This is a genomic window from Paenibacillus mangrovi, assembly GCF_022898935.1.
GTDB classification, from domain to species: domain Bacteria; phylum Bacillota; class Bacilli; order Paenibacillales; family Paenibacillaceae; genus Paenibacillus_AQ; species Paenibacillus_AQ mangrovi.
Window position 1 is genome coordinate 23,288 of sequence record NZ_JALIRP010000010.1, and the last position, 23,636, is coordinate 46,923.

General features: G+C 45.1%; 19 protein-coding genes. 5 read left to right on the forward strand and 14 right to left on the reverse strand.

Annotation, left to right across the window (positions count from 1 at the left end):
- Nucleotides 1-30: 30 nt before the first annotated feature.
- From MUG84_RS21135 to MUG84_RS21145, 3 genes are all read right to left on the reverse strand, one after another.
- A complete protein-coding gene (locus MUG84_RS21135) occupies nucleotides 31-1,632 on the reverse strand; it encodes an ABC transporter substrate-binding protein (protein ID WP_244728618.1) in 1,602 nt (533 codons plus the stop codon).
- A 235-nt stretch (nucleotides 1,633-1,867) separates the two neighbouring features.
- Nucleotides 1,868-2,767 carry a carbohydrate ABC transporter permease gene (locus MUG84_RS21140; protein ID WP_244728621.1) on the reverse strand — a complete coding sequence of 300 codons (900 nt, stop codon included), beginning with the start codon at nucleotides 2,765-2,767 and terminating at the stop codon, nucleotides 1,868-1,870.
- 27 nt (nucleotides 2,768-2,794) lie between these two features.
- Entirely contained in the window at nucleotides 2,795-3,784 is a 990-nt protein-coding gene (locus tag MUG84_RS21145) for an ABC transporter permease (RefSeq protein ID WP_244728623.1), read from the reverse strand.
- Nucleotides 3,785-4,023: 239 nt separating this feature from the next.
- Between MUG84_RS21145 and MUG84_RS21150 the strand changes: the two genes are divergently transcribed.
- Nucleotides 4,024-6,336 (forward strand): helix-turn-helix domain-containing protein, encoded by a 2,313-nt coding sequence (locus tag MUG84_RS21150; protein ID WP_244728625.1) that lies wholly within the window; start codon nucleotides 4,024-4,026, stop codon nucleotides 6,334-6,336.
- A gap of 66 nt (nucleotides 6,337-6,402) precedes the next feature.
- On the opposite strand, the gene MUG84_RS21155 is transcribed toward MUG84_RS21150, so the two are convergent.
- Both MUG84_RS21155 and MUG84_RS21160 read right to left on the reverse strand, forming a co-directional pair.
- Complete coding sequence (locus tag MUG84_RS21155; RefSeq protein WP_244728628.1) at nucleotides 6,403-7,758, reverse strand: MFS transporter; 1,356 nt, start codon at nucleotides 7,756-7,758, stop codon at nucleotides 6,403-6,405.
- Between the two features lie 38 nt (nucleotides 7,759-7,796).
- On the reverse strand, nucleotides 7,797-8,903 hold the full coding sequence (locus MUG84_RS21160) for an alpha/beta hydrolase (RefSeq protein ID WP_244728859.1): 1,107 nt from the start codon (nucleotides 8,901-8,903) through the stop codon (nucleotides 7,797-7,799).
- A gap of 659 nt (nucleotides 8,904-9,562) precedes the next feature.
- Here MUG84_RS21160 and MUG84_RS21165 point away from each other — a divergent pair.
- Nucleotides 9,563-10,411, forward strand: coding sequence for a hypothetical protein (locus MUG84_RS21165; RefSeq protein ID WP_244728630.1), 849 nt, complete (start codon nucleotides 9,563-9,565; stop codon nucleotides 10,409-10,411).
- A 293-nt stretch (nucleotides 10,412-10,704) separates the two neighbouring features.
- On the opposite strand, the gene MUG84_RS21170 is transcribed toward MUG84_RS21165, so the two are convergent.
- The 7 genes from MUG84_RS21170 to MUG84_RS21200 all read right to left on the reverse strand — a co-directional run bounded on the left by MUG84_RS21170 (nucleotide 10,705) and on the right by MUG84_RS21200 (nucleotide 16,131).
- Nucleotides 10,705-11,298 carry a hydrolase gene (locus tag MUG84_RS21170; RefSeq protein ID WP_244728632.1) on the reverse strand — a complete coding sequence of 198 codons (594 nt, stop codon included), beginning with the start codon at nucleotides 11,296-11,298 and terminating at the stop codon, nucleotides 10,705-10,707.
- Nucleotides 11,299-11,318: 20 nt separating this feature from the next.
- Complete coding sequence (locus tag MUG84_RS21175; RefSeq protein WP_244728861.1) at nucleotides 11,319-12,530, reverse strand: multidrug efflux MFS transporter; 1,212 nt, start codon at nucleotides 12,528-12,530, stop codon at nucleotides 11,319-11,321.
- A gap of 107 nt (nucleotides 12,531-12,637) precedes the next feature.
- Nucleotides 12,638-13,468: a helix-turn-helix transcriptional regulator gene (locus MUG84_RS21180; RefSeq protein ID WP_244728634.1), complete on the reverse strand. Its 831-nt coding sequence runs from the start codon at nucleotides 13,466-13,468 to the stop codon at nucleotides 12,638-12,640.
- A 315-nt stretch (nucleotides 13,469-13,783) separates the two neighbouring features.
- Complete coding sequence (locus MUG84_RS21185) at nucleotides 13,784-14,395, reverse strand: class I SAM-dependent methyltransferase (protein ID WP_244728636.1); 612 nt, start codon at nucleotides 14,393-14,395, stop codon at nucleotides 13,784-13,786.
- 20 nt (nucleotides 14,396-14,415) lie between these two features.
- Complete coding sequence (locus MUG84_RS21190) at nucleotides 14,416-14,691, reverse strand: Rrf2 family transcriptional regulator (RefSeq protein WP_244728638.1); 276 nt, start codon at nucleotides 14,689-14,691, stop codon at nucleotides 14,416-14,418.
- Nucleotides 14,692-14,742: 51 nt separating this feature from the next.
- Nucleotides 14,743-15,648, reverse strand: coding sequence for an NAD(P)/FAD-dependent oxidoreductase (locus MUG84_RS21195; protein WP_244728863.1), 906 nt, complete (start codon nucleotides 15,646-15,648; stop codon nucleotides 14,743-14,745).
- 96 nt (nucleotides 15,649-15,744) lie between these two features.
- Nucleotides 15,745-16,131 (reverse strand): Rrf2 family transcriptional regulator, encoded by a 387-nt coding sequence (locus tag MUG84_RS21200; protein WP_244728640.1) that lies wholly within the window; start codon nucleotides 16,129-16,131, stop codon nucleotides 15,745-15,747.
- 274 nt (nucleotides 16,132-16,405) lie between these two features.
- Here MUG84_RS21200 and MUG84_RS21205 point away from each other — a divergent pair, with 274 nt between their 5' ends.
- Complete coding sequence (locus MUG84_RS21205; RefSeq protein WP_244728642.1) at nucleotides 16,406-17,566, forward strand: lyase family protein; 1,161 nt, start codon at nucleotides 16,406-16,408, stop codon at nucleotides 17,564-17,566.
- Between the two features lie 133 nt (nucleotides 17,567-17,699).
- Here the strand turns inward: MUG84_RS21205 and rpoN are convergent, their stop codons facing one another.
- Together rpoN and pruA are read right to left on the reverse strand one after the other, a co-directional pair.
- Nucleotides 17,700-19,007 (reverse strand): RNA polymerase factor sigma-54, encoded by a 1,308-nt coding sequence (rpoN, locus tag MUG84_RS21210; protein WP_244728644.1) that lies wholly within the window; start codon nucleotides 19,005-19,007, stop codon nucleotides 17,700-17,702.
- Between the two features lie 103 nt (nucleotides 19,008-19,110).
- The gene (gene pruA, locus MUG84_RS21215) at nucleotides 19,111-20,658 is read right to left on the reverse strand and encodes an L-glutamate gamma-semialdehyde dehydrogenase (protein ID WP_244728647.1); all 1,548 of its coding nucleotides are present in this window, start codon (nucleotides 20,656-20,658) and stop codon (nucleotides 19,111-19,113) included.
- Nucleotides 20,659-20,826: 168 nt separating this feature from the next.
- Here pruA and MUG84_RS21220 point away from each other — a divergent pair, with 168 nt between their 5' ends.
- Together MUG84_RS21220 and MUG84_RS21225 are read left to right on the forward strand one after the other, a co-directional pair.
- Nucleotides 20,827-21,747, forward strand: coding sequence for a proline dehydrogenase family protein (locus MUG84_RS21220; RefSeq protein WP_244728649.1), 921 nt, complete (start codon nucleotides 20,827-20,829; stop codon nucleotides 21,745-21,747).
- An 88-nt stretch (nucleotides 21,748-21,835) separates the two neighbouring features.
- Nucleotides 21,836-23,581 carry a sigma-54 interaction domain-containing protein gene (locus tag MUG84_RS21225; protein WP_244728651.1) on the forward strand — a complete coding sequence of 582 codons (1,746 nt, stop codon included), beginning with the start codon at nucleotides 21,836-21,838 and terminating at the stop codon, nucleotides 23,579-23,581.
- Nucleotides 23,582-23,636 lie beyond the last annotated feature (55 nt).

Genomic DNA, 23,636 nt, shown 5'->3' on the forward strand with positions numbered 1-23,636 from the left:
AATGTAATCTGAGGCGTTAAATCTATTCTCTTACTTGCCGTTAGCCTTCTTCCATTCGTCAATCTGCTTCTGTTTCTCGGCAATAATATCGTCGGCTCCGGCCTTTTTCAATTTGTTCAGAAATTCCGTATAGTATTTGTCAGGATCTACCGAACCGGAATCAAGTGTGTACAAATATTCCTTCAGCGTCGCATCCACGTTGGCAATTTGGGTTTTAACCGGTTCCGAGTTGAATACGAAGCCCATCACAGGAGATACCGCAGCAGTCTTGTCAGCCTCGTAAATCATACTAAGCATCTTTTCTGAAAGTTCCACATTGGCATTTTGATCCCACAGCATCCTGCCGTATGACTGCCCGATCTCCCATTCGCTCCAGTTGAAGTTGTACATGTCCTTGATCATTTCAATTTGTTTATCGCTAATCTTCTTGTAATCCTTTCCTTCTTCTCCAAAAGCTAATAAATGGAACAAGGAATCATCGGTATTCAATAGTTCGATCAATTGAACCGCCTTCTCCGGATGCTTTGAGTTGGCACCGACCGCGACAATTGCAGTCGACGGGCTATTCGCAGGGATAAAAGGCTCGGTAAACCTTTTGGAGTAACTGTATACCTTATCCTCCGGCGGCGCTTGGGACATAAAAGATTGGACCCCTAGCTCAGGCATGTCAACTAGGTCAGGATAAGGGTTCGCATATAAGGCAGCAATTCGTTTCGCTTTCCTATCCGGGAGGTAATCCTTCATTGTTGCGGCATCTTTCTTGATGTAACCGTTCACATACCAATTTCTGAATGTTTTCAGGTAATCCTTGTACTCCTCCGTTTCATACTGGTTGAACACCTTGACATCCTTGTCATTAATCCGTATCCAGCCTGGAATCTTATTGTCTCCCACGGAATCCATGCCATAGATGAGTGGCATATCCGCAAAATTGTCGGCCTGGTTGCTATATTCCCAAGGGATGATACCCGGTTCTCCCTTTTTCACGGCATCCAGAAACGGCGTCAGGTCATTCCAATTTTTTATCGATTTCCAGTCAAAATTATACTTGTCGGCAAAGTCCTTTCTTAGCTGCACCCCTTTGGCTCCTGCCATTCCCCATACCTGATAGTTGATGGAACCGTAAATTTTTCCGTTCACCTTTACGCCCTGCCATATACTCTCCGGCACTCTCGACTTTGTCACGGGAGCATACTTATCCAGCAGATCCGTGATATCCAAGTAAGCACCTTTGGAAGCATTTTGGAAGTAGTTCAGTTCTCCCCAGCTTCCGGTAAAGGCGAGATCAAACGGTTCACCCGACGAAATCATGAGATTCATTTTTTGCGGATATGCACTCCAGTCGGTAACGACCAGCTTCAAGGTGGCGTTGATTTTTTCCTTAATAATCTTGTTCGCCGCATCCATGATGCGATCCATGTCTTTCACCGGTGCGTTGGCGATATAAAATGTTAATTCTACTGGCGGATCATTCGGTTTCGCCGTCTCTTGGGTAGTCTTGGTCTGATTCTGATTCTCAGATGTGCTGGGGGTATTTCCTGAATCGCTGCTGGTTCCGCATCCGACGAGCGTAAGGGCTAGAATGAGTATGTATGCAATGACGGATGGAATATATTTTGAACGATGAAGCATATCAAGTCCTCCTTTTTTTCTCTTGTTTATCATCAAAACCATACTCGCAAAACATTTACGACTCCCCCTGATAGGCGCCACTCCCCCATACTCATTTCAAGGATCATTATGTTCGTATTCCGTTTCAGATTATTGGACCCGAAAGATCATGTATACACGAAAAAGTATACTTTCCTTAGATATTTCGCCAATTCCTGTTCTTTAAAAAAGATACTTTTCATGAAAATGATGTTTTCTATGCTTTAACGGCGCCAAGCGTAAGCCCTTTGACAAAATATCGCTGCAAAACAGGATACATCAAAATAATCGGCCCGATGGACAGCACGCAAGCGGCCATTCTGGCACTTTCCCCCGGCAGCATCCCTATCGACTTTTCAATCGCTCTCGATGCCTGTTCATTGCTAAGCAAATATTGGATATTCGACATTAAAGCCTGAAGTAAATATTGAAGGGTATACAGTTTATTGTTTTCGATGAATAGCGCACTAGTAAACCAGTCATTCCAGTAGGCGATTGAAATGAACAATCCGATGGTCGCAAGCACAGGCGTAGACAAGGGCAGCACAATCCGGAAAAACGTATTGAATTCTCCCGATCCGTCGATCCTGGCCGATTCAATAATCGAGTCAGGCAGCGCCTTAAAGAAATTACGCATGATGAGCACATGCACCGGGGAAACGAGCAGCACGATGATCAATACGAGCAGCGTATCCTTCAGATGGAGATATTTCGTTATCAGAATGTAGTAAGGAGCAAGTCCTCCGTTAAACAGAATGGTAAAGAACACAAGAAACGAAACCTGATTTCTGTACCTCACTTCATTTCTGGAAATGGCATAGGACATTAAGGAGGTCACGAGCAAGTGAAGAAATGAGCCGACGGCCGTTACAATCATCGTGATCTTGTATGCGTTCAAGATAGATGTCGTACCGGAGAATACATACTGGTAACCTATGAGACTGAATTCCTTCGGAATCAGATGATAGCCATCTGTGAGCAGCGATTTCTCATTCGTTAATGAAATGGATAACACGAGCAACACGGGAATAAGGCACATTGCACAATATACGATGAACATCAGATTGATCGCGAGCTTGGAAAATAATCCCTCACGTTTCATCTTCAACTGTCCCATTTTTGCACACTCCCTCCTGCAGCCAGATTAGAATAATGAACTATCAGAATCATATTTTTTTACCAGATAATTAGAGATGAGTACCAGCACCAAACCTACAACCGCTTGATATAAGCCTACGGCAGAGGACATCCCGATATCGTTAACGGTACGCAGCGACCTGAACACATAGGTATCGATCACGTCGGTCGAAGAGAACAAAATTCCCGATTCCCGAGGTAAGTTATAGAAAGCACCCCAGTCACCAAGCCCGCCATTGAAAATCTTCCCGAGCCAGAGGAGCATAAGAATAATCACGACCGGCATTAAGAGTGGAATGGTGATGAACCTTGCCTTCTGCCACTTGCTCGCACCATCGATTTCCGCAGCTTCATAATAATCCGATGATATTCCCGTAACGGCAGCGACATAGATGACCGAAGTATATCCCACTTGCTTGAGCAGATAAGCCAGAGGCATAATAAATCGCCAGTATATCGCATCACTGTACCAATCGATCGCTTCCAGCCCAAGGGATTTGCGGATTCCGTTCACCAGCCCCTGGTCGGTGTTAAGCAGAGCGTATACAATATACTCTCCCACGATCCAAGACAGAAAGAACGGCATTAACATCACGCTTTTGTACACAGCTGTCCGCATCCGGCTGCCCGTTTCTTGCAGTAGAATGGCAAACAATACGGAAATGACGGTTACAAGCACGATAATGAGCAGGTTGTAAAAGATCGTATTAAATGTAACCCTCCATGCCGCATCGGATTTGAAAAAAAACTCGAAGTTTTTAAATCCGATCCATTTGCTCCCCCATATGCCCTTGACCGGATTATAATCCTTAAATGCGATGACCGCTCCGAACATGGGCAAGTAATTAAATATGACGATATAAAGCATTCCGGGCAGAATCATGAGATAGAACGGCCAACGCCTGACCATTTCCTGCAAAAAAGTTCGGTGATGCAGAAAACCGGTCTTTTTGAATCTTTTCTGTGCAGCTGCCGCGGCTGACAGGTTGTTATTCATATACCCACTCCTTCTTTCATAAAAGTCAATGTATACTCGATTTCATTTTCACGATAATCGATAATACATCACGCTCATACAGGGAAAAGCATATTTTCCTTTGACAATTCGCTATGGTCCTTCTCTAAAAATTAAACATTTCAATAATATTAGGATTTTCGAATAGAAAATGGATGAGTTTCGCAGGAATACCGAAGGGAATGTTGAAAGAAATCATACACGAAAAAAGGGGGGACAGTATGGCTGTTCCAGTCAAATTACAATCTAATCGTTTGTACACCAAATTGCTGCTCGCATTTACTGTAACCGTTACCATTTTGATTCTCGGTTTGTCCGCCCTTTTGTATCAGAATTATAGCTCGGCTTCGCTGGCTAACGAGAACCGGCTGAGAACGTCTATGCTGAATCAGATTAGCTACAGCATGAATTACATGGATAATTTAGCTCATAAATTCATGTCCTCAGCCATTGTTGGATCAAACGTTCCCAACCTCCTATATAATCAGAACGATGACAAAATGGTGCTCGACAATGCTCTACGGAATTTGGATATGCTTGTAGTCACCAATGATTACGTGTATTCGGTATATACCATTTCCCTTTCTTTAGATCGGATCGCATCGACGGAGGACGGAGGGTTCTATTCCGCTCTTAGTTTTTACGATCAGGATGTTATCAGCTTGCTTCAAAAATGGGACGATCAAGATTTGTCTACCATGCCTATAGCCCGCAGAATCCCAAAAGCAAATTCCTCTTCAGGATTTATCAACGTATATTCGTATATCCTTCCCTTCCAGTTGGATCCTGGCAAACATCCGAGTCAAGCGGTCGTTGTTAATATTAAGTCGAACGCCCTCCGCGAGCTTATTGCTTCATTGAACAACAAAATTGACGATACAGGGAACGATATCATCGTAATCGATTCGAATGGAACCGTCGTAAATCACGCTGAGGAAAACATGTTTCTGCGAAACATTCGGGATGAAGAGTATATTCGAACTGTGTTAGATTCGGATCAAGCAACAGGCAGCTTTAAGACGACAATCGACGGTCAATCCTACAATATCGCCTACGTGTCCTCGCAATCATTGAACTGGAAATTCATCAGCCGGATTTCGTACCAATCATTCATGTCCCCGGTGGATGCCGTCAAATCCTCTACGCTGTTTACCAGCATCGTCGTGCTTTTCCTGGGATTTCTCTGTTCTTTCTTCATGTCAAAATCGATCTATTCTCCGTTCGGAAGGCTGATTGAAACCGTTCGTCTGAAGAGCGATGAATTGGATCGGAAGCAGCGGAATCATCGACAATCCTTGCGTAACCATTGGTTAAAAGATTTGTTGCTCGGGAATAAGGATGCCGCTCATAAGGAGCTGCTATCTCAGACAGCAGAGCTTGGCATCAAAACGGATTTAACCGGTTCACTCCGGATCATTGTATTCCGTTTGGATCATTATCGAATGTTCTTGGATAAATATAATGAAAGAGAACGCGGTCTGCTGAAATATGGAATCGCTAACATCATTGAAACCATTACTTCAGGCGAATTTACAAGCGACGTGATTGAAATGGATTCCGATAAGCTCGTCTTGCTGCTAGAGTCTACGGGTTCAGAGGAAGAGGCATCAAATATTTTGACGTTGGTGAAAAGCATTCAACATTTGGTGCACGATTATTTGCATTTCTCGCTCTCCGCTGCAATCAGCGAAACGATCGAATCCCGCGCCCTGCTTAGTGAAACGTATTCTGACACGCTGGCGCTATCTATGTACCGGATGATCGCGGGACATGGCAGTATTCTTACTCCAACATTTCGATCTTCGATCCGTACGGAACCATCGCCTTTCCCTGAAGGAAAGGCTAAGCTCTTGTTGGATTCGCTAAAGCTTGGACATTTGGATAAAGTCAAGAAGTACTTTGACGAATTTGTTCACGGTTTAGTCGATGCGCCGTACGAAACGATGCTGTCATCGTACATACATCTCATGTTTATGATCAGCAGTTCCTTTCATTCAGTTGCAGACAACAGCAATTCCCGAATATCGAACGCGTTTCACACGTATTTTTCTAAAATAGACTATTTTGAAACAATTGAAGAGATTCACCAAACGTTCGATTCTCTGTTCTCTGAAATTGTCTTGACTGTAGACTCCATGAAACATAACAAACGCAATATCGTCGTGGATCGTATCAAGAAAATGATTGAGGAAAAGTACCCAGATAAAAACTTAAACCTAAGCATCCTTGCCGAAGAGTTTCAAATGTCGAATGTTTATTTGGGAAGGTTATTCAAAGAGGCGACAGGAGAATCCGTTGCCGAATATATTACAAAAGTTCGAATGGCTCAGGTCAAACAATTGCTTAACGAAAGTAATTTGTCGACCAAGGAGATTTTGGAGAAGTGCGGTTGGGAGGATTTGAACTATTTTTATACACTGTTCAAGAAGCATTTCGGGGTATCTCTTTCCCAATACAGATTATTGATCAAAAGTAGCGATCATCAGGGAACGAACGGCCTTGACCTCAATCCATTCGAACTGGTTGAAGAATAAAACCGCTTGTTATGAACAAAACTTGCCTCCCCCAGATAAACATAATCTGAAGAAGGCAAGTTTTTTCTACATACTTATCCCATTATTTCTCTGCGTTTCTAACCCTTCGGAAATGGTGCCAATTTGACGATCCAGCTTGTAGAACAGCATGATGATAATGCCTAGTCCGGCTGAAAGAAGCGGCGCCCATAAATAGTTCACTTGTATAGCAGCAAGTGCGGACTGCGATTGCTGTGCTGCACCAGGTACGTAGTTCCCTAATGATAGCATGCCTGCGGATAAGGCCCCGCCAACGCCCATACCTACTTTCGCTCCAAAGCTGACAGCCGCGGATAATAACCCTTGTGCTCGCACACCAGATTTCCACTCACCATAATCAACCACATCTGCAATCATCGCAAATCCCATACTCATCGAAAGGCCTTGTGCTAAGCTGGTGATGATCATACCTGTCAAAATGAGCGGAATCGATTGATTGTAGCTGCCCGTTAAAGCAATGGCATAGCCCACAATCATGATCGAAGAGCCGGTAATCATCGTGTTTCTTTTTCCAATTCTTTTGGATACAAACGGAGAAATGGCAAGTGTAATCAGAGATATCATCGACAAAGACATGATTGCCGCTATGAGTTCCGGTCGTTTCATGTTATAAGTCCAGAAATATACCGTTGTCTGCGTCTGCATCGTCATAATAGTCATTTGGATAAACCCGCTAATTAAAAGCAAGAACCACGGTACATTCCCTTTTATTGCTTTGATCGATTCACGAAATGGAAGCGGTTTATCATTTGCCGAAACGACTCGTTCTTTTACATTAAAGAAAGTGATGAGAAAAAAGATTCCGCCAATCACACCGAATAAAACCATGGTGAAAAAGAAACCATGTTGCTGGTTGCCACCGCCCAGTGCTTTAACGATTGGAAGGGTTCCAACAGATACAATAATCATCCCGACAAAAGCAAATAGCATCCGGATTGAAGCCAGTTCGGTTCTCTCCTGCGGATTGCTCGTCATACTTGGCAAAATGGATGTAATCGGAATATTAATACCCGAATATACGATACCAAGCAGCGTATACGTGATGTAAGCGTATACAATTTTACCAATATTACCGATATCCGGTGTAAAGAAGGTCATCATCGCAATCACAGCAAAAGGTATCCCTAACCACAAGAAGTATGGCCGGCTTTTGCCCCACTTCGAGTTCGTCTTATCGATCAGGATGCCCATCATCGGATCCGCAAAAGCATCGAGTATGCGCGTAACCAGGAACAAAGTAGCCACGGCGGAAGTGCTAATTCCATATACATCCGTATAAAAGAACATTAAATAGATCGTAATCATTTGAAAAATTAAATTGGATGCCGTGTCTGAGAGACCATAGCTGATCCGTTCTCTCCAGCCTACTTGTTTTGTCATCATGACAATTTGCTCCCCCCGGGAAACATGAATTAATAGAATTAGGCAAACACTCGCTTGATCTCTTTTGCAATTTCATTCATTAAATCTTCTGCTTGCGGGTATAAACCAATTTTATCCATAAAAGCATGATCTACACCATTGTACTGAATAAGCTTCGTTGGAACGCCGCTGCGTGCAAGCTTCGCTGCATAAACTTCACATTCTACTGCCAAATAATCGTATTGAGCAATGGCGATCAGCGTCTCCGGCATGCCACCAAGCTTATCCGACAACAGCGGGGAAACGTGAGGATCTGTGATTTCTGCGTTATTTTGCAGATAGAGCTGGTAAACGGCTCCGCCGCTTTCACCGAGTGCTGTAATCATTGGCGTGATTAGCTCCGCATGGTTACGAATTTCATAGTGGTCTAGACTCCAGTTGAAGTCCTCGGTTTGTACACCGGCCATATTCACTGTCGGATAAATAAGCGCCTGGAACTTAATCATTCCCGTCCCCTTCTCATGATCCATAAGCGCACACACCGTAGACAAATTACCACCCGCACTGTCTCCCAATACGGCGATTTGCTCTCGATTCACACGAATTTCATCCGCATGCTCATATACCCATGTTACGGCATCGAAACAGTCTGTCAGCCCTGCTGGGAACGCATGCTCAGGCGCTAAACGGTAATCAACGGAAATAACAACGGCGCCTGCTTTTTCCGCCAAGGATTTACACGGATTTTCTACTACATCAACACTTCCAGCCAAGAACCCGCCGCCGTGAATGAAGACAACTGCTGGCAGAATCCCTTCATTCGATGGCGTATAGATTCGCAGAGGAATTGGTCCATTCGCTCCCTCAATGGTTTTATAAGTAGTTTCAACTTTGCTTTTCGTTACATCGTCATTGTTCCAGCCAAACATCGCACGCATTCCCTGAACAAAAGCCGTTGTATCCGAAAGATCGAATGGTTGGTCTGCCATCTCTGCCATTTTTTCAGCCATTTGCAAAGTCACTTGAAGAACCCGAGGATCCAATTCACCTATTGCATCCGAATCAGGAATCGGTTTCACGATGAAATCGAAGCCTTTCTTTTTGACAGCAGAGATCTCCTCGCCCAGTTTCGATACCAAATCTTCGTAGGAAGTTGTACCGCTCATCATAATCGCCCCTTATAAGATTGTCACATGGTTGAATATTGACCTAAAAAAGTGATCTATTAATTTAAGAAAACGTTTACATTTTGATTATAGAAAAAACGATCGTCCTCGAATAGGCAGTGGTTTATCGAGTTGTAAGGCAATATTTAATCTTTTTTATTGAACAACATCATTATTTCAGTAAAAAGAGATTAATTTTTGACCTAAATTGTTAACACATGAATTCATTACCAAGTTTAGCGGAAGTTTTTCTTGCGATTATAGAACGGTTCAGCTTCGCTGAAATTTATAAGTTCTATAATCTTAACAACTTAAAAAAGCACCCGACTTTGAAATGACAGCCGAGTGCTTGTTAAGTCTAGTTCTTGCTTGTTTTTTAGACTTATTTTAGACTTTATTCAGGCTCTTCCCTACCTTGCTTAGAACTTCCTTGGCCGCCCGTTCTCCGGTTTCGACCGCTCCGTTAAAGAACTGTTGGAATTGCAATGACGTATATTGTTAGTCAGATCACACATGATCTTCACTTGATTTATTGCCCGCATCATCCGATACAATAAGAGATAACTCGGGAACCCTTGCATGTTCGTTGATATTCATAATTGACCATTCCCGGGATTCGCTATAGACTCAATAGTATCTTTTTGAGAGGAGATCGAAACTTGGAAAGGGAAATGACTCAAATAAAAAACAGCGTGGATTCTCTGGTTACGATGCTTCGGATGGCTCATTCACTTGAAAATTGGGATAACCTGATCGACTTGTCTGACAGACTTTTAGATAAAGTGTATGGCCCTTTTCAGGAAAATGAGGAAATACAATTACCGATCATGGAAAAACCTCTGGTTTATTATATAGGTTACGGTAATTTAATGAAGGGCGTTGCATACCAGAAGAAAAAACAGTATAGGGAAGCGAAAATGTGCATTGAGAATTATAAGCATCTCCATCTATTCTCAGACGGAAGCGAAAACAATCAAAAGATCGTCGATGACTTCAAGTTTTTTGCGAAGGCCAATGCGTATACGGCGGATATTCTTTCAGGAAAATTAACGATTTTGGCGGAGTATGCCACGTTCATTCAAAAATATCCTTCCGAAACACTTCCTGGACTCATTACTATCCTGGAATGCGCCAACACACGAAATATAGACGTGGACGAGATCATCGAGCCGCTGGCGACTCTTGTAAACAATATTAAATTCGAGGATTTGAGTTCGACGGATTGCACCTACTATCTTTCAATCCTGCATCTGCTTTCGATCTATTATTACAAAAGAAGCCATTTCGAACATGCTTTAAATTCTACTATACAAGCATTGATTTTTTCTGATAAAATTGGTGATGATAAGCAGTTTAAAAAATCTGCTGCGCTTTTCGAAATATGCAGGCCGCGAGCTTTGCCGGAACATCTCGAAAAGTATTACAATGTATTACAAGACTACTTATTAGGAGTGATTAAGAATGAAGAATGTATTTCTCTCGACATTGTTGCTGCTAGGGATCGTTAGCACAGGAATCATTTCCACACCGTCTGCTTCTACAGGAATTCAACCTCTGAATCATGGCGTAGGATACGACGGTAAGTAATTTTAGTTCATTGAAGCACGACCTTATGGTTGATGATACATAGAAGATCCATCCTACATACATCCATCCGAAGAATCAGCCATAAGGGTCCTCCAAATTCCCCTTGATTGACGGAATCCAGCTCGGAGCCTGTTGAATAACGGCGCCAGCTTCACGTTCAAATCCTTTTTCCATTCTTAAATGAATCTGGGGAAGGGCAACGCCCTCCACCATCTTATTTCAGCATCTCCACTACTTCCCCGCTTGTACGCACCTTGCCGATCCGAGGAAAAATCGTTTGGCACACGTAATCATGCTCTGCCTGCGTGGAAGCCGTCATCGCATCTTCCGCAAATACTTGATGATATCCATGCTGATAGGCTTCCCTGGCCGTCGTGTCCACGCCGATGGATGTCGAAATACCGCACAGCACGATCGTGTCGATCCCGCGGCGGCGCAGCTGCAGATCCAAATCCGTCCCAAAGAAGGCACCCCATTGGCGTTTGGTAATGACATGGGCGCTTTGAACATCCGCAAATTCCGGCGCAAGGCGATCCCAACCTTCCGGCATCTGCATCGGAGGTGCTTTGAAGTCCGCGTCCGGTTTCAGCATATCTTTGCCATCCAGCCACGAGACTTTGACGAAGACGACAAAACCTCCCTTTTCCGTGAATGCATCCACCAGCTTGCTTGCGTTCTGAATGACTTCGGCACTCGTATAAGGAGCGCTTTGACGTGCGGCGATCGCGATTCCCTGCTGCAAGTCGATGACCACCAGCGCCGTTTTATCTGCTTTTAACCATTCCGTTTCTTGTTTTACTTGTTCCATGTTCATCTCTCCTGTTCATTCTATTTGTTGGCTGAGGCCAATTGTTGGTTGTTTAGCTTTTGATATACTTTAAAATATACCCACACCGCATTCAGCAGCAGCAAAGCACTCGTGATGAAAAATACATCCCTAATGCTAAACCACGCCGCCACCTGTCCGCCTAATACGGCACCCCCGAATGTGCCCAAATACCCTGCCGACATGCTAAACCCAAACACTCTTCCTGTCAGGGCATTCGGCGTAATCTTTTTGATCAGAATATTGACGGAGGGAATCAGCCCCGCAGCCGTAAGTCCAAACAAAAATCGCAAGCCCATCAGCTGCCATGGATTCTGTACAAAGGCTTGGGGGATAAAGAGGATTCCCGCGGCGATCAGGGCTACTAGAATCACTTTATGCGCTCCTATTTTGTCAGAAAGCTTCCCAAGTCTTGGAGCGGCAATGATATTGGCGAGTCCCGAGGCCGAAAATACCAACCCGGATAACAAGGCAACATGTCCGGCATGAACGGAAATTTGCGTAATGTACACGGTGATGATGGGCTCGACCGAGTACAGGGCGACCGTTAGCACGAAGAATGTCACGAACAGAGTAATGGTCAAGCTCTTTTCGGGTACGGTGTGCCATACTTCCTTAATGCCTGGCGTTTTCTTTTGTTCACGCACGAAATTCTCTTTGACGAAAAATACCGTGGTGATAAAAGCAATAAACAGAAGTAGGCCGGTAATAAAAAATGAATTCTGCAAACCAAAGTTCTCTGCGACAAATCCGCCAATCGTCGGCCCCAGCAGCGAACCCGCAATATTGGCCGTTGATAGCGTGCCTAACGCATAACCCGCGTGTTCCTGATCCGTCTGTGTGGCAATCAGTGTCGTACACGCCGTGCTGTAACCGGTGATCGCGCCCTGTAGTAACCTAAGTCCAATCAACACATATACATTCTGCGCAAAACCCATGCAACCTACAACAACGGCCATGCCCAGACTCGCCCGTAAAAGCATCGGTTTACGCCCGAATTTATCCGCTGCCTTTCCCCAAATGGGCGAGAATATCGCTGAAATGATAAAGGTAATGCCAAAAGCGATTCCGGAGAACTGTGCAATGGATTCCGTATTGTCCACACCGAGCTGTTTTATATACAAGGGCAAAATCGGAGCAATCTGACTCATGCCGATCCCGGTGACGAACATGCCAAACCAGCACACGATGAGATTTCTCTTCCACATCGGCATCATCAATAGACCTCCCTTCTGCTGTATGCAAGAGTTATTGCACAAAAACCATGAACAATAACATCCCTCATATTAGCTCGAAGATTGGCCTTATACCATGCACGATTTTAAATTCCATGGACATTTTTGCTGTAAAACTCCGACGGACTGACGCCTTCGATTCTTTTGAACATCCTGCTGAAATAAAATTCATCCGTAAATCCAAGGATTTGCGCGACTTCTTTTACTTTCCGATCTCCCTCGATGAGAAGCTCTTTGGCTTTATCGATTTTAAGTTTGTTAAAAAATTCAATTACCGTATATCCGGTTGTTTCTTTAAACGTTCTCGATAAATATGTTGGCGCCATCTGAACCAATTCCGACAATTCTCCCAAGGTGACTTTGCCACTCAGATGCTGATGCATATACTGAATGATTTTTTCGACTTTTAAGGAAGCAGCGTCATTCTGATGCTTTTTTTTCAGATGATGGATGATGGCCATGAATAATTGCTGGAGCAGTATTTTGCTCACGAACTCATATCCAGGAAGTTTGGCATTCCAGCAGTCCACGAGTTTGTGGAAAAGCTCCTGAGCCGGATAGGCATCCTTTATGGATTGGGCAGGCTCTAAATGGAGCGCAGGCATTTCGTCCGCAATCTCCCAGCGGCTATCATTTAAGTTCACGCGCGTACAGCTGAAATGGACGGTCAGTAAACCGGTAGTCTCTGCAGTATGCAGTTCCAAAACATGGAATAATCCCGGACGGATGTAATACAGCATTCCTTCTTTAAGGGTGTAACTCTTTTCTCCAAGGGTCAATCTTCCAGTTCCGTCTGTAACCAATACGAGTTCGTGGTGAGAAAGGGTTCTGGAGATTTTGCGGGGAAGCTTGACCGGTTCCCTCCATTTCCTGCCGTTGCAATAATGAATGTGGAAAAAAAGCTGGTTGATATTCATATTTCCCTCCATGGAACAAATACAGACAAGCTAAGATCCTAAACTTATGCATATTATAACCGAAAGGATCGGAAATGAACTGAAGCGAAAAAAAGGTACCCCGTCATCGTTTAAGGGCTACCTGTGGTTTCGTATTCGATTTACTGATGTCTGTCTATAAACTGCCTCAGTTCCACTATGGACATGATTCCGACACCCTAAAAAATAAGGTTTCCTTCATCCTTCTTCAACTAACGCCCCCGTTCAACAACAAACTCTTTTACTTACGGTACGGTTCTCCGTGTTGTTTGACACTGCAAGTTTTAAGTCCATTCTTTAACGATGTCCCTTTTTTGAATCAAGAATAAACATAGACGCATCTTGTCCCATGAATATTTTATTTCCTGTATAAAAAGTTTTGAATTGAATATCCCTATAACCTATTTTAGTCATAATGTCGGTTAGCTCTTCTGGATTAAATCCGTTATGAACAATATCTGAAACTATTTTTTCATTTTTATTAAAATCTACGACCAGTAGATGTCCTCCTTCATCAAGAACATCAAATAATCTTGATAAAACTAATTCAACATCATGAATATGGAGTAGAACCTGAGACATAAAAATATAGTCGGCATGTAAATCCGATATACTTTCCTTTTCAATATCAAAGCATAATGTATCTACATTCTTAATTTTAAAATCAGTAGTTTTTTGCTTTATTTGATTAATCATGTTTTGTGACGTATCCAGAAAAAGTATAGAATTAAACTCGTCTAACAAGTTCATTCCGACAAGACCAGTTCCACACCCAAAATCAATAGCATTCTTACTTTTAGCGTCAACTAAATAATTACGGATGGCATCTGATGATACCTTTGCAATTTGGATTCTTTCAGGAGTGTCGTATATATTAGCTATCATTTCAAATTTATCAGTATTTCCCATTATTATCTCTCCAATCAAGCTTAATAAACAAACCTAAACACTTTCATTACTACGACTATCAAATCGGCAACCTTATATTTTCGTAAGCATGCCAATTTGTATCCGCCATCGCGGCCTTCCTTGGCTTCGACGAGACCGCTTACCAGCAGCGGAGAGATGATTTTCCTCAAATAAACGGCGTGAATCCGGATCTCTCTTGCCATTTGCGCACTGTTCAATATTCCTCCATGCTCACCAAGCAGCAGAATGACGCTTTGCGTGGTACGATATCGCAGCGAACCCAATCGGGGATTCATTGATGTCTCCCTCCTCCCATGTTGACGAATGAAGCACGTAATACAGATCCGTTACAGGATAAAATCTTCTTCCGTCAGATCCATATGGACGCTCATAGCCGCTTTGCTGCCCGCGGCAGCCGCAAATATCAGCTGCGAAAGTCGAACGGATTCCGCATCTCCGGCCGCATAAAGACCTGCAACAGAGCTCCTTCCCATCGGATCGGTTGCTATGCCGCCTTGTTCATTCGTTTCATATCCCAATTGACTTGAGAATGCGGCTTTCGGAAGCAATTTCGGCGCAATAAATCCTCCGCTTCGTTCCACCGAAGTACCGTCCTCAAAATGGACCCGCTCCAGCAACCCTTCCCGGCCGGAAAAAGCGGCGATGGGCGTTTCTATGATGCGAATTCCTTTGGATTCGAGGAGTTTCTGCTCTTCAGCCTTAAGAGGTGCATGGCCATTTGTGCAGACGATGAAATCCTTCGTCCAGTTGTAAAGCAATTTTGCCGTGTGCATCAATCCAGAATCTTCAGAAACGAGAACAAGCGGCTGATCCCTTAGTTCCCATCCATCGCAATAAGGACAGTTGAACAGGCTTTTACCGTAAAAGTCATGCAGACCTGCAATGTCGGGGAAGATTTCCTTCAAACCGGTAGCCAGGATCAATTTCCGGGCATGCAATTCTTCTCCAGATTGCAATGATAATCTAAAACCGCTTTCCGTCTTCTGAATATCAGTGACATCAACCTGCCAATGGCGGACCGAAGGATACCCCAGAACTTCTTTATATCCAATACGCCTAAACTCTGCAGGTGTAATTCCGTCCCGGGTAATAAAACCGTGCGATGCATGGGTTACTTTATTCCGCGGCTGGTTATTGTCAAGCAGTGCAACGTTTCGTCTTGCCCGGCCAAGCACCAACGCGGCATTCAGTCCTGCTGGTCCCCCACCGACAATGGCGCAATCATATAACATCATGTGTCATCCATCCTTTCGTTCCTCTTTAGGTATATTAAAGATATATTATATCTGTAATTGGGTCAAAAATAACCGTATCTTGAACCGATACCGTTATTTCAACGCAAGTTCGATGATCTTTTGGTTTCTCAATTGCTGCTCCATCGCTTCTTCAGCTTCAACCATCACTTTACGGATGACGCATTCCTCTTCATCATGAAGGTAGCATTGAAACAATGAAGTCGTTCCTTCAATCGCATGGATGACATCCAAAAACGAAACCTCTTCTTTCTTGGCCTTGATCCGATACCCTCCGTTTGCCCCCGATGCCGATTCGATTAATCCCGCTTTCACCAGTTTGGTCAGTATTTTGGACAGGTATGTGGGAGAAACCCCTTGCTTTTCGGCAAGCTGCTGCACTCCGGTCGGCTTATCGGAAGCTTCGGTCATCAAAAAGAGCATTGTGTGAAGGGCATAATCCGTTGCTTTTGAAAATTTCATCTTTCCACCTCAATCACAGACTTAATATGTCTATAATAACTATGATATGACCAGAAGTCAAGGTTTGATAAGTACCCATCGCCTGTAATAAAACCCGACTGAAGTCTTCATCACCCGGGTTCATATGTAATGCGCCTAAGCCATTTTTTTATAACACCATCTCATTTTGGAACAAGAATTGCTTGTAAATATATAGTACGGCGGGGCACAGATTTCAGTTGCAGACTTGAAACCGATTACAAGAATAATAAACTTTTTCTCGGAGGGAAAATATATGACCAGAACCGAACAAGATCGTTTAGGGACACGAGAGGTCCCCTCCCATGCTTACTATGGCATTCAGACGCTGCGAGCCGCTGAGAAATTCCCGATGGAAGGCACGCATGTTCATGAAGAAATCATTATGGCGATGGCTGGTATAAAAAAAGCTTCTGCTCAGGCTCATTTGGATCTGGGGAGATTGCCGTATCCAATCGGAAGATGCATCGTGAAAGCCGCAGAAGAAATCATCCATGGAGAACATCTGGAGGACTTCATCTTGGATTATATCCAGGCAGGCACCCACGATTCATTAAATACAAACATGAACGAGGTCATCGCCAATCGGGCGCTTGAGTTAATGATGGAGGATAAAGGGAATTACGCATTAATCAACCCAGATCATCACGTGAATCTGGCGCAAACGGCGAGTGGGCTGATGTCTGTTTCTTACCGAATCGCTGCCCATCATTTATCCCATGTCCTGATTCAGTCCACCGATCAGCTTCTAACCACTTTACTTACCAAAGAAAAAACAATCGATGAACGATATACGTCGGAAAGTACGTCTTTGACGCCTGGAACGCCGGTTTGGCTCGGCCGTCAATTCGGAAATTCCGCTCGTAATCTGCTGCAGGATATGAAACGTCTCGTCTTGGCTTCCTCGCAGCTGCACACGGTCTCTCTGGATCTCCCGTTATCCGGTTCAGAGTCTAACGGAAACGTTGAGTTCGTCGAAAGAGCCTCGGTCCATTTAAAGAACATCATCAAGCTTAATATTCGAATAAATAAAGACGATGGCGATTTCTCGGGAAGCAATGAGGCTTTTCTTGATCTCTCTTCGGCGATGATGCAATGCGCCATGGATATATCGAAATTATGCGGCGATATTCGCCTAGCAGCAGCTGTGATATCACCGGGCGGAAACGAAGGAATCGATTTGAACATCGGAATGCTGTCTGAAGCGGGGGAGGTTCTCGCCCAAATCGCTTTTCAGGCCGTCGGTCTGAACCACAGCATCCGCTTTGCAGCAGATTTCGGAATGCCGGACCGGAATGCCATGCCTCCCATTTTGGCCAATAATCTCATGGAGTCCATGAAACTGCTCATTAAGGGTATGGAGTCGTTCACCCTTACGATGACGGAAGACAACGAGCAGCGAATCGTATACCGGTAAAAACTGCTCAAGCGATATGGCGGCTCTTATAAGATGTATTCCATCATTGATGAAAGACTTAGATGAAAGACTTATATGAGGAAGCAAAAGGGGCTGACCTCAGACATTCAACTGTCTGAAGGCTGCCCCTATTTTAAATGGTCCTTCTTCGGCTCGAAGAGGATAAAATCTTTAACTCTTCACGATATTTGGTGACCGTTCTGCGCGATAGCCGCACCCCTTCCGAAAATAACAAATCTACAATCTTCTGGTCAGAGTATGGACGGCTTTTATTCTCGGAATCGATCAGCTCTTTAATTCTCGCTTTCACTTTCCGGGAGGATGCGCAGCTTCCATCCGATGTCGACAAGCCTGCCGCAAAGAAATACTTTAACGGGAATACACCATGCGGGGTCAACAGGAACTTGTCATGTACCGCCCGGCTGACGGTCGATTCGTGCATATCCAACTTGCCCGCAATCCTACTCAGCGTCATAGGTTTGAGACCTTTAACTCCATCAGTTAAAAACTCCCGCTGCTCCTCAATCATGGCGTATATAACCTTCATCAAGGTCATCTTCCGCAGCTCCACACTGCGGACAATCCACTGCGCCGACTTCAGGCATTGGTTCAAATACGAGGACGCTTCTGCGGATTGACGCAGATGAACCCAGTCCCTATACTCGCTGCTTATGGTGAGTTTGGGCAAGCTTGAAGGGTACGTGGAAACCGTGAAACTGTCCGCATGATTCTCGACGATAGCGTCCGGAACGACATACTGCTGTTCGAAAACGCCGATCGACAGTCCGGGACGAGGATTCAGGCTTTGGATATATTGAACAGCCATCATCGCCTGCTCCCTCGCAATCCGTAAAGCCGAAGCAATACGTCCCAAGCTTCCATTCGCAAGGTCCGGCAAATATCCGTCCACGATCTCATATGCGTACGGAACGGGGGCAGGATCCCGAGTGATCTGCAGCAGCAGGCTTTCCCGCAAATTTCTGCAGCCTATGCCTGCCGGTTCTAGTGATTGCAGCTGCTCAAGCGCTTTCAACACGATCGCCTCGGTTACGTTCATTTCTGTACAAACGTCCGCTACTGTGATCTCTAAATAACCGTCATCGCTCAGATTGCCGGCCATGAATGCAGCGGCTCTGTACACTTCAGCCGGGAGCGGGAGAAGGCGCAGCTGACTTTGCAGCCTCGCCTCCATCGTATCCTGTGACTGCTTCACGTTCCAGTAAGGATCCTGCATGACCTGCTTTCCTGTGGAACGGTTCCTACCGTACGCACCGGTATCCCTTCGATATGCAAGTTCCAGGACCGGATTCTCCATCGCCTGCTCCTGCAAGTACTGCATTAGCTCATAGCTAGACAAAGACAATATAAGAATGGACTGTTTCAGTTCAGGAGTGATCGCCAGTTTCAAGCGCTGGTCTTGCACCAATTGATAGCCTATCAACGGAACCTCCTCCTTCGCGCTTGTCGTTTCTTTACAATATGCCGATTACTTTCACTATACTCAATAATTTTCAAATTGAACATCGTTGCCACTGTACAAAATATTAGAAACGATCGGACACCAGCTTCGCCTGTGTGAAGAGCAGCAGATAATCCCGGCCGCCGGCTTTTGAATCCGTCCCCGACATATTGAATCCGCCGAATGGATGCGTACCTACCAGTGCGCCAGTGCATTTCCGGTTGAAATAGAGATTTCCTACGAAAAATTCCCGTCTTGCTTTTTCCAAATTGGCTCCATTCCGTGAGATCACCGCTCCGGTCAAGCCGTAGTCGGTATTATTGGCAAAATCCAGCGCTTCATCAAAGGATTTGGCCTTTGTGAATGCAACGACGGGCCCGAATATTTCTTCTTGGGAAATCCGGGCTCTAGAATCCACATCCGCAAAGATCGTTGGCTCGATGAAAAAGCCGTTCGAGTCCCCCGTACCGCCGCCAAGCACCAGACGGCCTTCCTGCTTGCCGATTTCGATATATTCCAGAATTTTCGCATAAGCCTTCTCGTCAATCACAGGCCCCAAGTTCGCAGAGACATCCGCCGGATTGCTCATGACCAATTGGCTTGCGCGCTCCACGACTTTCTCCAGAACGATGTCATAGACGTCCTCATGTACGATGACGCGGGAGCAAGCCGAACATTTCTGTCCAGAGAACCCGAATGCCGAAAGCGTAATCGTATCTGCAGCCAAATCCAGATCGGCTTCTTTATCAACAACGATGGCATCTTTGCCGCCCATTTCCGCAACGACGCGCTTAATCCATTTTTGTCCCGGATGCGTTTTTGCCGCCCGTTCATTAATTCTCAGACCCACATCGCGGGAGCCTGTAAAGCTGATAAACCGGGTGAGAGGATGGTCTACGAGGTAATCGCCGACTTGCCCGCCAGGTCCAGGCAGAAAGTTGACCACTCCAGGTGGAAGACCTACCTCTTCCAGCAAGGCCATGAACTTCGCGGCGATGACCGGCGTCGTGCTCGCAGGCTTCAAAACGACCGTGTTGCCTGTTACTAGAGCCGCCGAAGTCATGCCGGCCATGATCGCGAGCGGGAAGTTCCATGGAGGAATAACGACACCTACGCCGAGAGGAATATAGTACAATTCATTCTCTTCCTCTTCGCTTACTGTCAAAGGCTGTGGTTGGCTAAGACGCTGCATCTCGCGCCCGTAGAATTCAAGGAAATCGATCGCTTCGGCCGTTTCGACGTCCGCTTCTATTCGGGTTTTTCCAGCCTCGAAAGTCATCAAAGCGGAGAACTCATGCTTGCGACGGCGCAGAATCGCCGCGGCTCGGAATAGATAACGTGCTCGTTCTCCCGGATCGGTACGTTTCCATGTTTCGAATGTAGCCGCCGCAGTTTGGATCGCTTTCTCCGCAAGATCCGTGTCGGCTTGTGACACGATACCAATCGTTTGCTTTTTGTTCGCCGGATTTAATGAAGCAACTTTTCTGTCAGTCATAATTCTCTCGCCGCCGATAATAAGTGGATATTCTTTTCCCAGCTCCGCCTCTGCCTTCTTCAGAGCTGCATCGTATTCTACATTGCTTTGTTCTTCCTTAAAGTTAACGAATGCCTCGTTCTTGAATTCTGATCTCATAAATCGAAAACCATCCTCTCCCATGATTTTGCGTTATTTCACCAGCTCTATAATTTAAAAGCAAAAATCATGCCAACTCCGCTTTCGTTTCTTTTGGTATAAATTTTGCTTGAATAATAATGGAGCTCGAATTACGACAACATATAACACCTGAAAGGGGAACAACCCATGGACAGTACCGAATTATACCGTAAGGTGCTGCTCTCGATTTCCGGCAATACGCTGGTCGAGAAGCTGTCCCTTAAATATGGAAAGAAATTAGCAAGCAAATTCATTTCAGGCGATACCTTGGCCGAGGCCTTGGCCGAAATAGAAAACCTGAACAGCAAAGGCATCATGGTCACCCTGGATCATTTGGGGGAAGGCATCAAACAATTATCGGAAGCGACTGGTTACAAGGAAGAGTATATCCGTCTCATTGACGGCATCGCGGAACGCGGAGTAAATTCCAATGTCTCCTTGAAACCCACCCAAATGGGTCTCGCTCTCGATCCAGAGGCTTGTTATAGCAATATTCGGGCCGTTGTCAGCCAAGCCAAAAAACATAACAATTTCGTACGCATCGATATGGAGGATACGCCGTTCACCCAAGCGACGATTGATATCGTCCTGCGGCTGCACGCGGAAGGCCTCACCAATGTCGGTACCGTCATTCAAGCCTACTTGTTCCGCACAGAAGAAGACGTAAAACAATTGATCGATGCGAAGGTAAAACTTCGTTTGGTTAAAGGTGCTTACAAAGAACCGGGAACGGTTGCTTATCAACAGATGAGCGAAGTCATTAACAACTACAAGAAAATCATCAGGATGCATTTGGACAAAGGGGTTTACACTGCCATCGCCTCCCATGATGACCGCGTGATTGAATGGGTTAAGGATTATGCTGCCAAGCACAGCATTTCCAAGGACGCTTTTGAATTTCAGATGCTGTACGGCTTGCGAATGAACGATCAGGAGCAGCTGGCCAGAGACGGATACCGCATCCGATGCTATATGCCATACGGCACCATGTGGTATCCCTACTATACGCGCCGACTGGCCGAAAAACCCGCAAACTTATGGATGGTCGTCAAAAATATGTTCAAATAGTCTAAAAATATTTACACCATAAATCAGGCTGGGTATAATGACCCTAACAATGAAAGCATACATTCGTCATATATAAGGGGGCAGCCGAATGAAGCATCTATTGCCCAGTCTGAAAAGTCTTATTCGAACGGATTACAGAATCATCAATCAGGCTGATCTCGCAGCACTCCAAGACAGCTATGGATTAGCGGAGGAATTCCCTGTATTTCTGAAAAACGAAGCTGGCTATTATTCGCTATTAAACCGGTCATCTGACGTCAATGACTCCTTAAATTCGTCACACATGATGGAAGTCCGAACCGTCAATGTAGAAGATTCGTTGACCGACATCGCTCCAGTCTTCGGTTCCTGCTCTCTCGTGCTTGCCATGAAGAATAGTCAGCCTGTCGGTTATGTCTCAGCCCACGATATCATCGAATCAACCGTGCAGGCCCACAGGTACTTGGAAGCTTATTTTTCGACGACTTTGGAAGCGCTTAACCCGGATGTCGCGATTACGCTTATTAATGAGGAAGGACATGTAGCTGTCTGGACGTCCGGCGCAGAGCATATTTTCTCAATCCAGCGACACGAGATCATCGGAAAGCCCGCTTCGGATTTCTTCGCTGTCGATCGTCTGCAATCGCTTAAAACGCTTGAAACCGGCGAATCCGTTCACAGGATGCAGCATAGGCCGCGCCAGGATATGTTTGTCCTCATTAACTCAAACCCCGTCAAATTAGACGATAAGATCATCGGTGCTGTAGCTGCTGAATCGGATCTAACCACACAGATGAGACTTCATCAAGAATTGCTGCAAATGACAAGCAAGGTCCATCATCTGCAGAAGGAAGTCGCGATGCTCAGTCCTTCAAGCGATCCTTTCCAACACATCAAGGGAACGAGCACCACGATAAAAAACTGCATCAACACCATCAAGAAGATCAGTACTACGAAAGCGACGGTCCTGATCCAGGGTGAAAGCGGCACAGGAAAAGAATTGTTCGCCCAGGCAATTCACAATTCCCGTGAACAGAGCAATGCTCCGTTTATCGCGATCAATTGCGGTGCGATCCCGGCCGCACTGTTTGAGAGCGAACTTTTTGGTTACGAGAGGGGTGCCTTCTCCGGAGCTGATCCGAAAGGAAAGAAAGGTAAAATCGAATTAGCCAATGGAGGGACGCTATTTCTCGATGAAATCGGGGAAATGCCTCTGGATATGCAGGTCAAGATGCTCCGTGTTCTTCAGGAGAAAAATTATTTTTCGGTCGGCGGTACTCAGCTGAAAAGAGCAGATTGCCGAATTATCGCGGCTACAAACCGTGATCTGAAAAAAATGATCGCAGAAGGCTCCTTCCGCGAGGATCTCTATTATCGGCTGAACGTCGTATCCTTGGACATTCCTCCCTTGCGGGAACGCAAAGAAGATATATATGAACTAACGCAGTCCTTTCTGCACGAATTTTCACTCGTTTACGGCCGTCATATCCAAACATTTACTCCCGATGTATTTGAGGATTTGCTTCAATATGATTGGCCGGGCAACATTCGGGAGCTTCGAAACACGATCGAGCGGCTCATTATTTTCTCCACCGACGGGGAAATTAAGCGCGAATATTTGCCCGCAAATATTTATTCAGGAGATAAAACGCGAAGTACTCCCGGCCCAGCAGCAGATGAACTGAACATTACAGAATTGGACGGAACGGCATTTCAGGCCAAACTCGACGAATTCGAACGCAATCTTTTGATGCAGGCACTTGAATCGGCCAATGGCAATAAACTTGCGATCGCGAAGCGGCTCGGCATCTCGAGAGCAACGCTCTACAATAAGCTTAAGCGGTTAAATTTGTAGCATCTTACGAATGTTCGTTTTATTAGACACCAAAAATTCAAAAGTCTAAAATTTT

Excerpts from the sequence above, each read along its gene's own strand:
- MUG84_RS21175 (WP_244728861.1), bottom strand. The coding sequence starts at position 12,530 with ATGCCGATGTGGAAGAGAAATCTCATCGTGTGCTGGTTTGGCATGTTC.
- MUG84_RS21135 (WP_244728618.1), bottom strand. The coding sequence starts at position 1,632 with ATGCTTCATCGTTCAAAATATATTCCATCCGTCATTGCATACATACTC.
- MUG84_RS21200 (WP_244728640.1), bottom strand. The coding sequence starts at position 16,131 with ATGAAATTTTCAAAAGCAACGGATTATGCCCTTCACACAATGCTCTTT.
- MUG84_RS21140 (WP_244728621.1), bottom strand. The coding sequence starts at position 2,767 with ATGGGACAGTTGAAGATGAAACGTGAGGGATTATTTTCCAAGCTCGCG.
- MUG84_RS21225 (WP_244728651.1), top strand. The coding sequence starts at position 21,836 with ATGAAGCATCTATTGCCCAGTCTGAAAAGTCTTATTCGAACGGATTAC.
- MUG84_RS21150 (WP_244728625.1), top strand. The coding sequence starts at position 4,024 with ATGGCTGTTCCAGTCAAATTACAATCTAATCGTTTGTACACCAAATTG.
- MUG84_RS21180 (WP_244728634.1), bottom strand. The coding sequence starts at position 13,468 with ATGAATATCAACCAGCTTTTTTTCCACATTCATTATTGCAACGGCAGG.
- MUG84_RS21170 (WP_244728632.1), bottom strand. The coding sequence starts at position 11,298 with ATGGAACAAGTAAAACAAGAAACGGAATGGTTAAAAGCAGATAAAACG.
- pruA (WP_244728647.1), bottom strand. The coding sequence starts at position 20,658 with ATGAGATCAGAATTCAAGAACGAGGCATTCGTTAACTTTAAGGAAGAA.
- MUG84_RS21145 (WP_244728623.1), bottom strand. The coding sequence starts at position 3,784 with ATGAATAACAACCTGTCAGCCGCGGCAGCTGCACAGAAAAGATTCAAA.
- MUG84_RS21155 (WP_244728628.1), bottom strand. The coding sequence starts at position 7,758 with ATGATGACAAAACAAGTAGGCTGGAGAGAACGGATCAGCTATGGTCTC.
- MUG84_RS21190 (WP_244728638.1), bottom strand. The coding sequence starts at position 14,691 with ATGAATCCCCGATTGGGTTCGCTGCGATATCGTACCACGCAAAGCGTC.
- MUG84_RS21185 (WP_244728636.1), bottom strand. The coding sequence starts at position 14,395 with ATGGGAAATACTGATAAATTTGAAATGATAGCTAATATATACGACACT.
- MUG84_RS21195 (WP_244728863.1), bottom strand. The coding sequence starts at position 15,648 with ATGTTATATGATTGCGCCATTGTCGGTGGGGGACCAGCAGGACTGAAT.
- MUG84_RS21160 (WP_244728859.1), bottom strand. The coding sequence starts at position 8,903 with ATGAGCGGTACAACTTCCTACGAAGATTTGGTATCGAAACTGGGCGAG.
- MUG84_RS21205 (WP_244728642.1), top strand. The coding sequence starts at position 16,406 with ATGACCAGAACCGAACAAGATCGTTTAGGGACACGAGAGGTCCCCTCC.
- MUG84_RS21220 (WP_244728649.1), top strand. The coding sequence starts at position 20,827 with ATGGACAGTACCGAATTATACCGTAAGGTGCTGCTCTCGATTTCCGGC.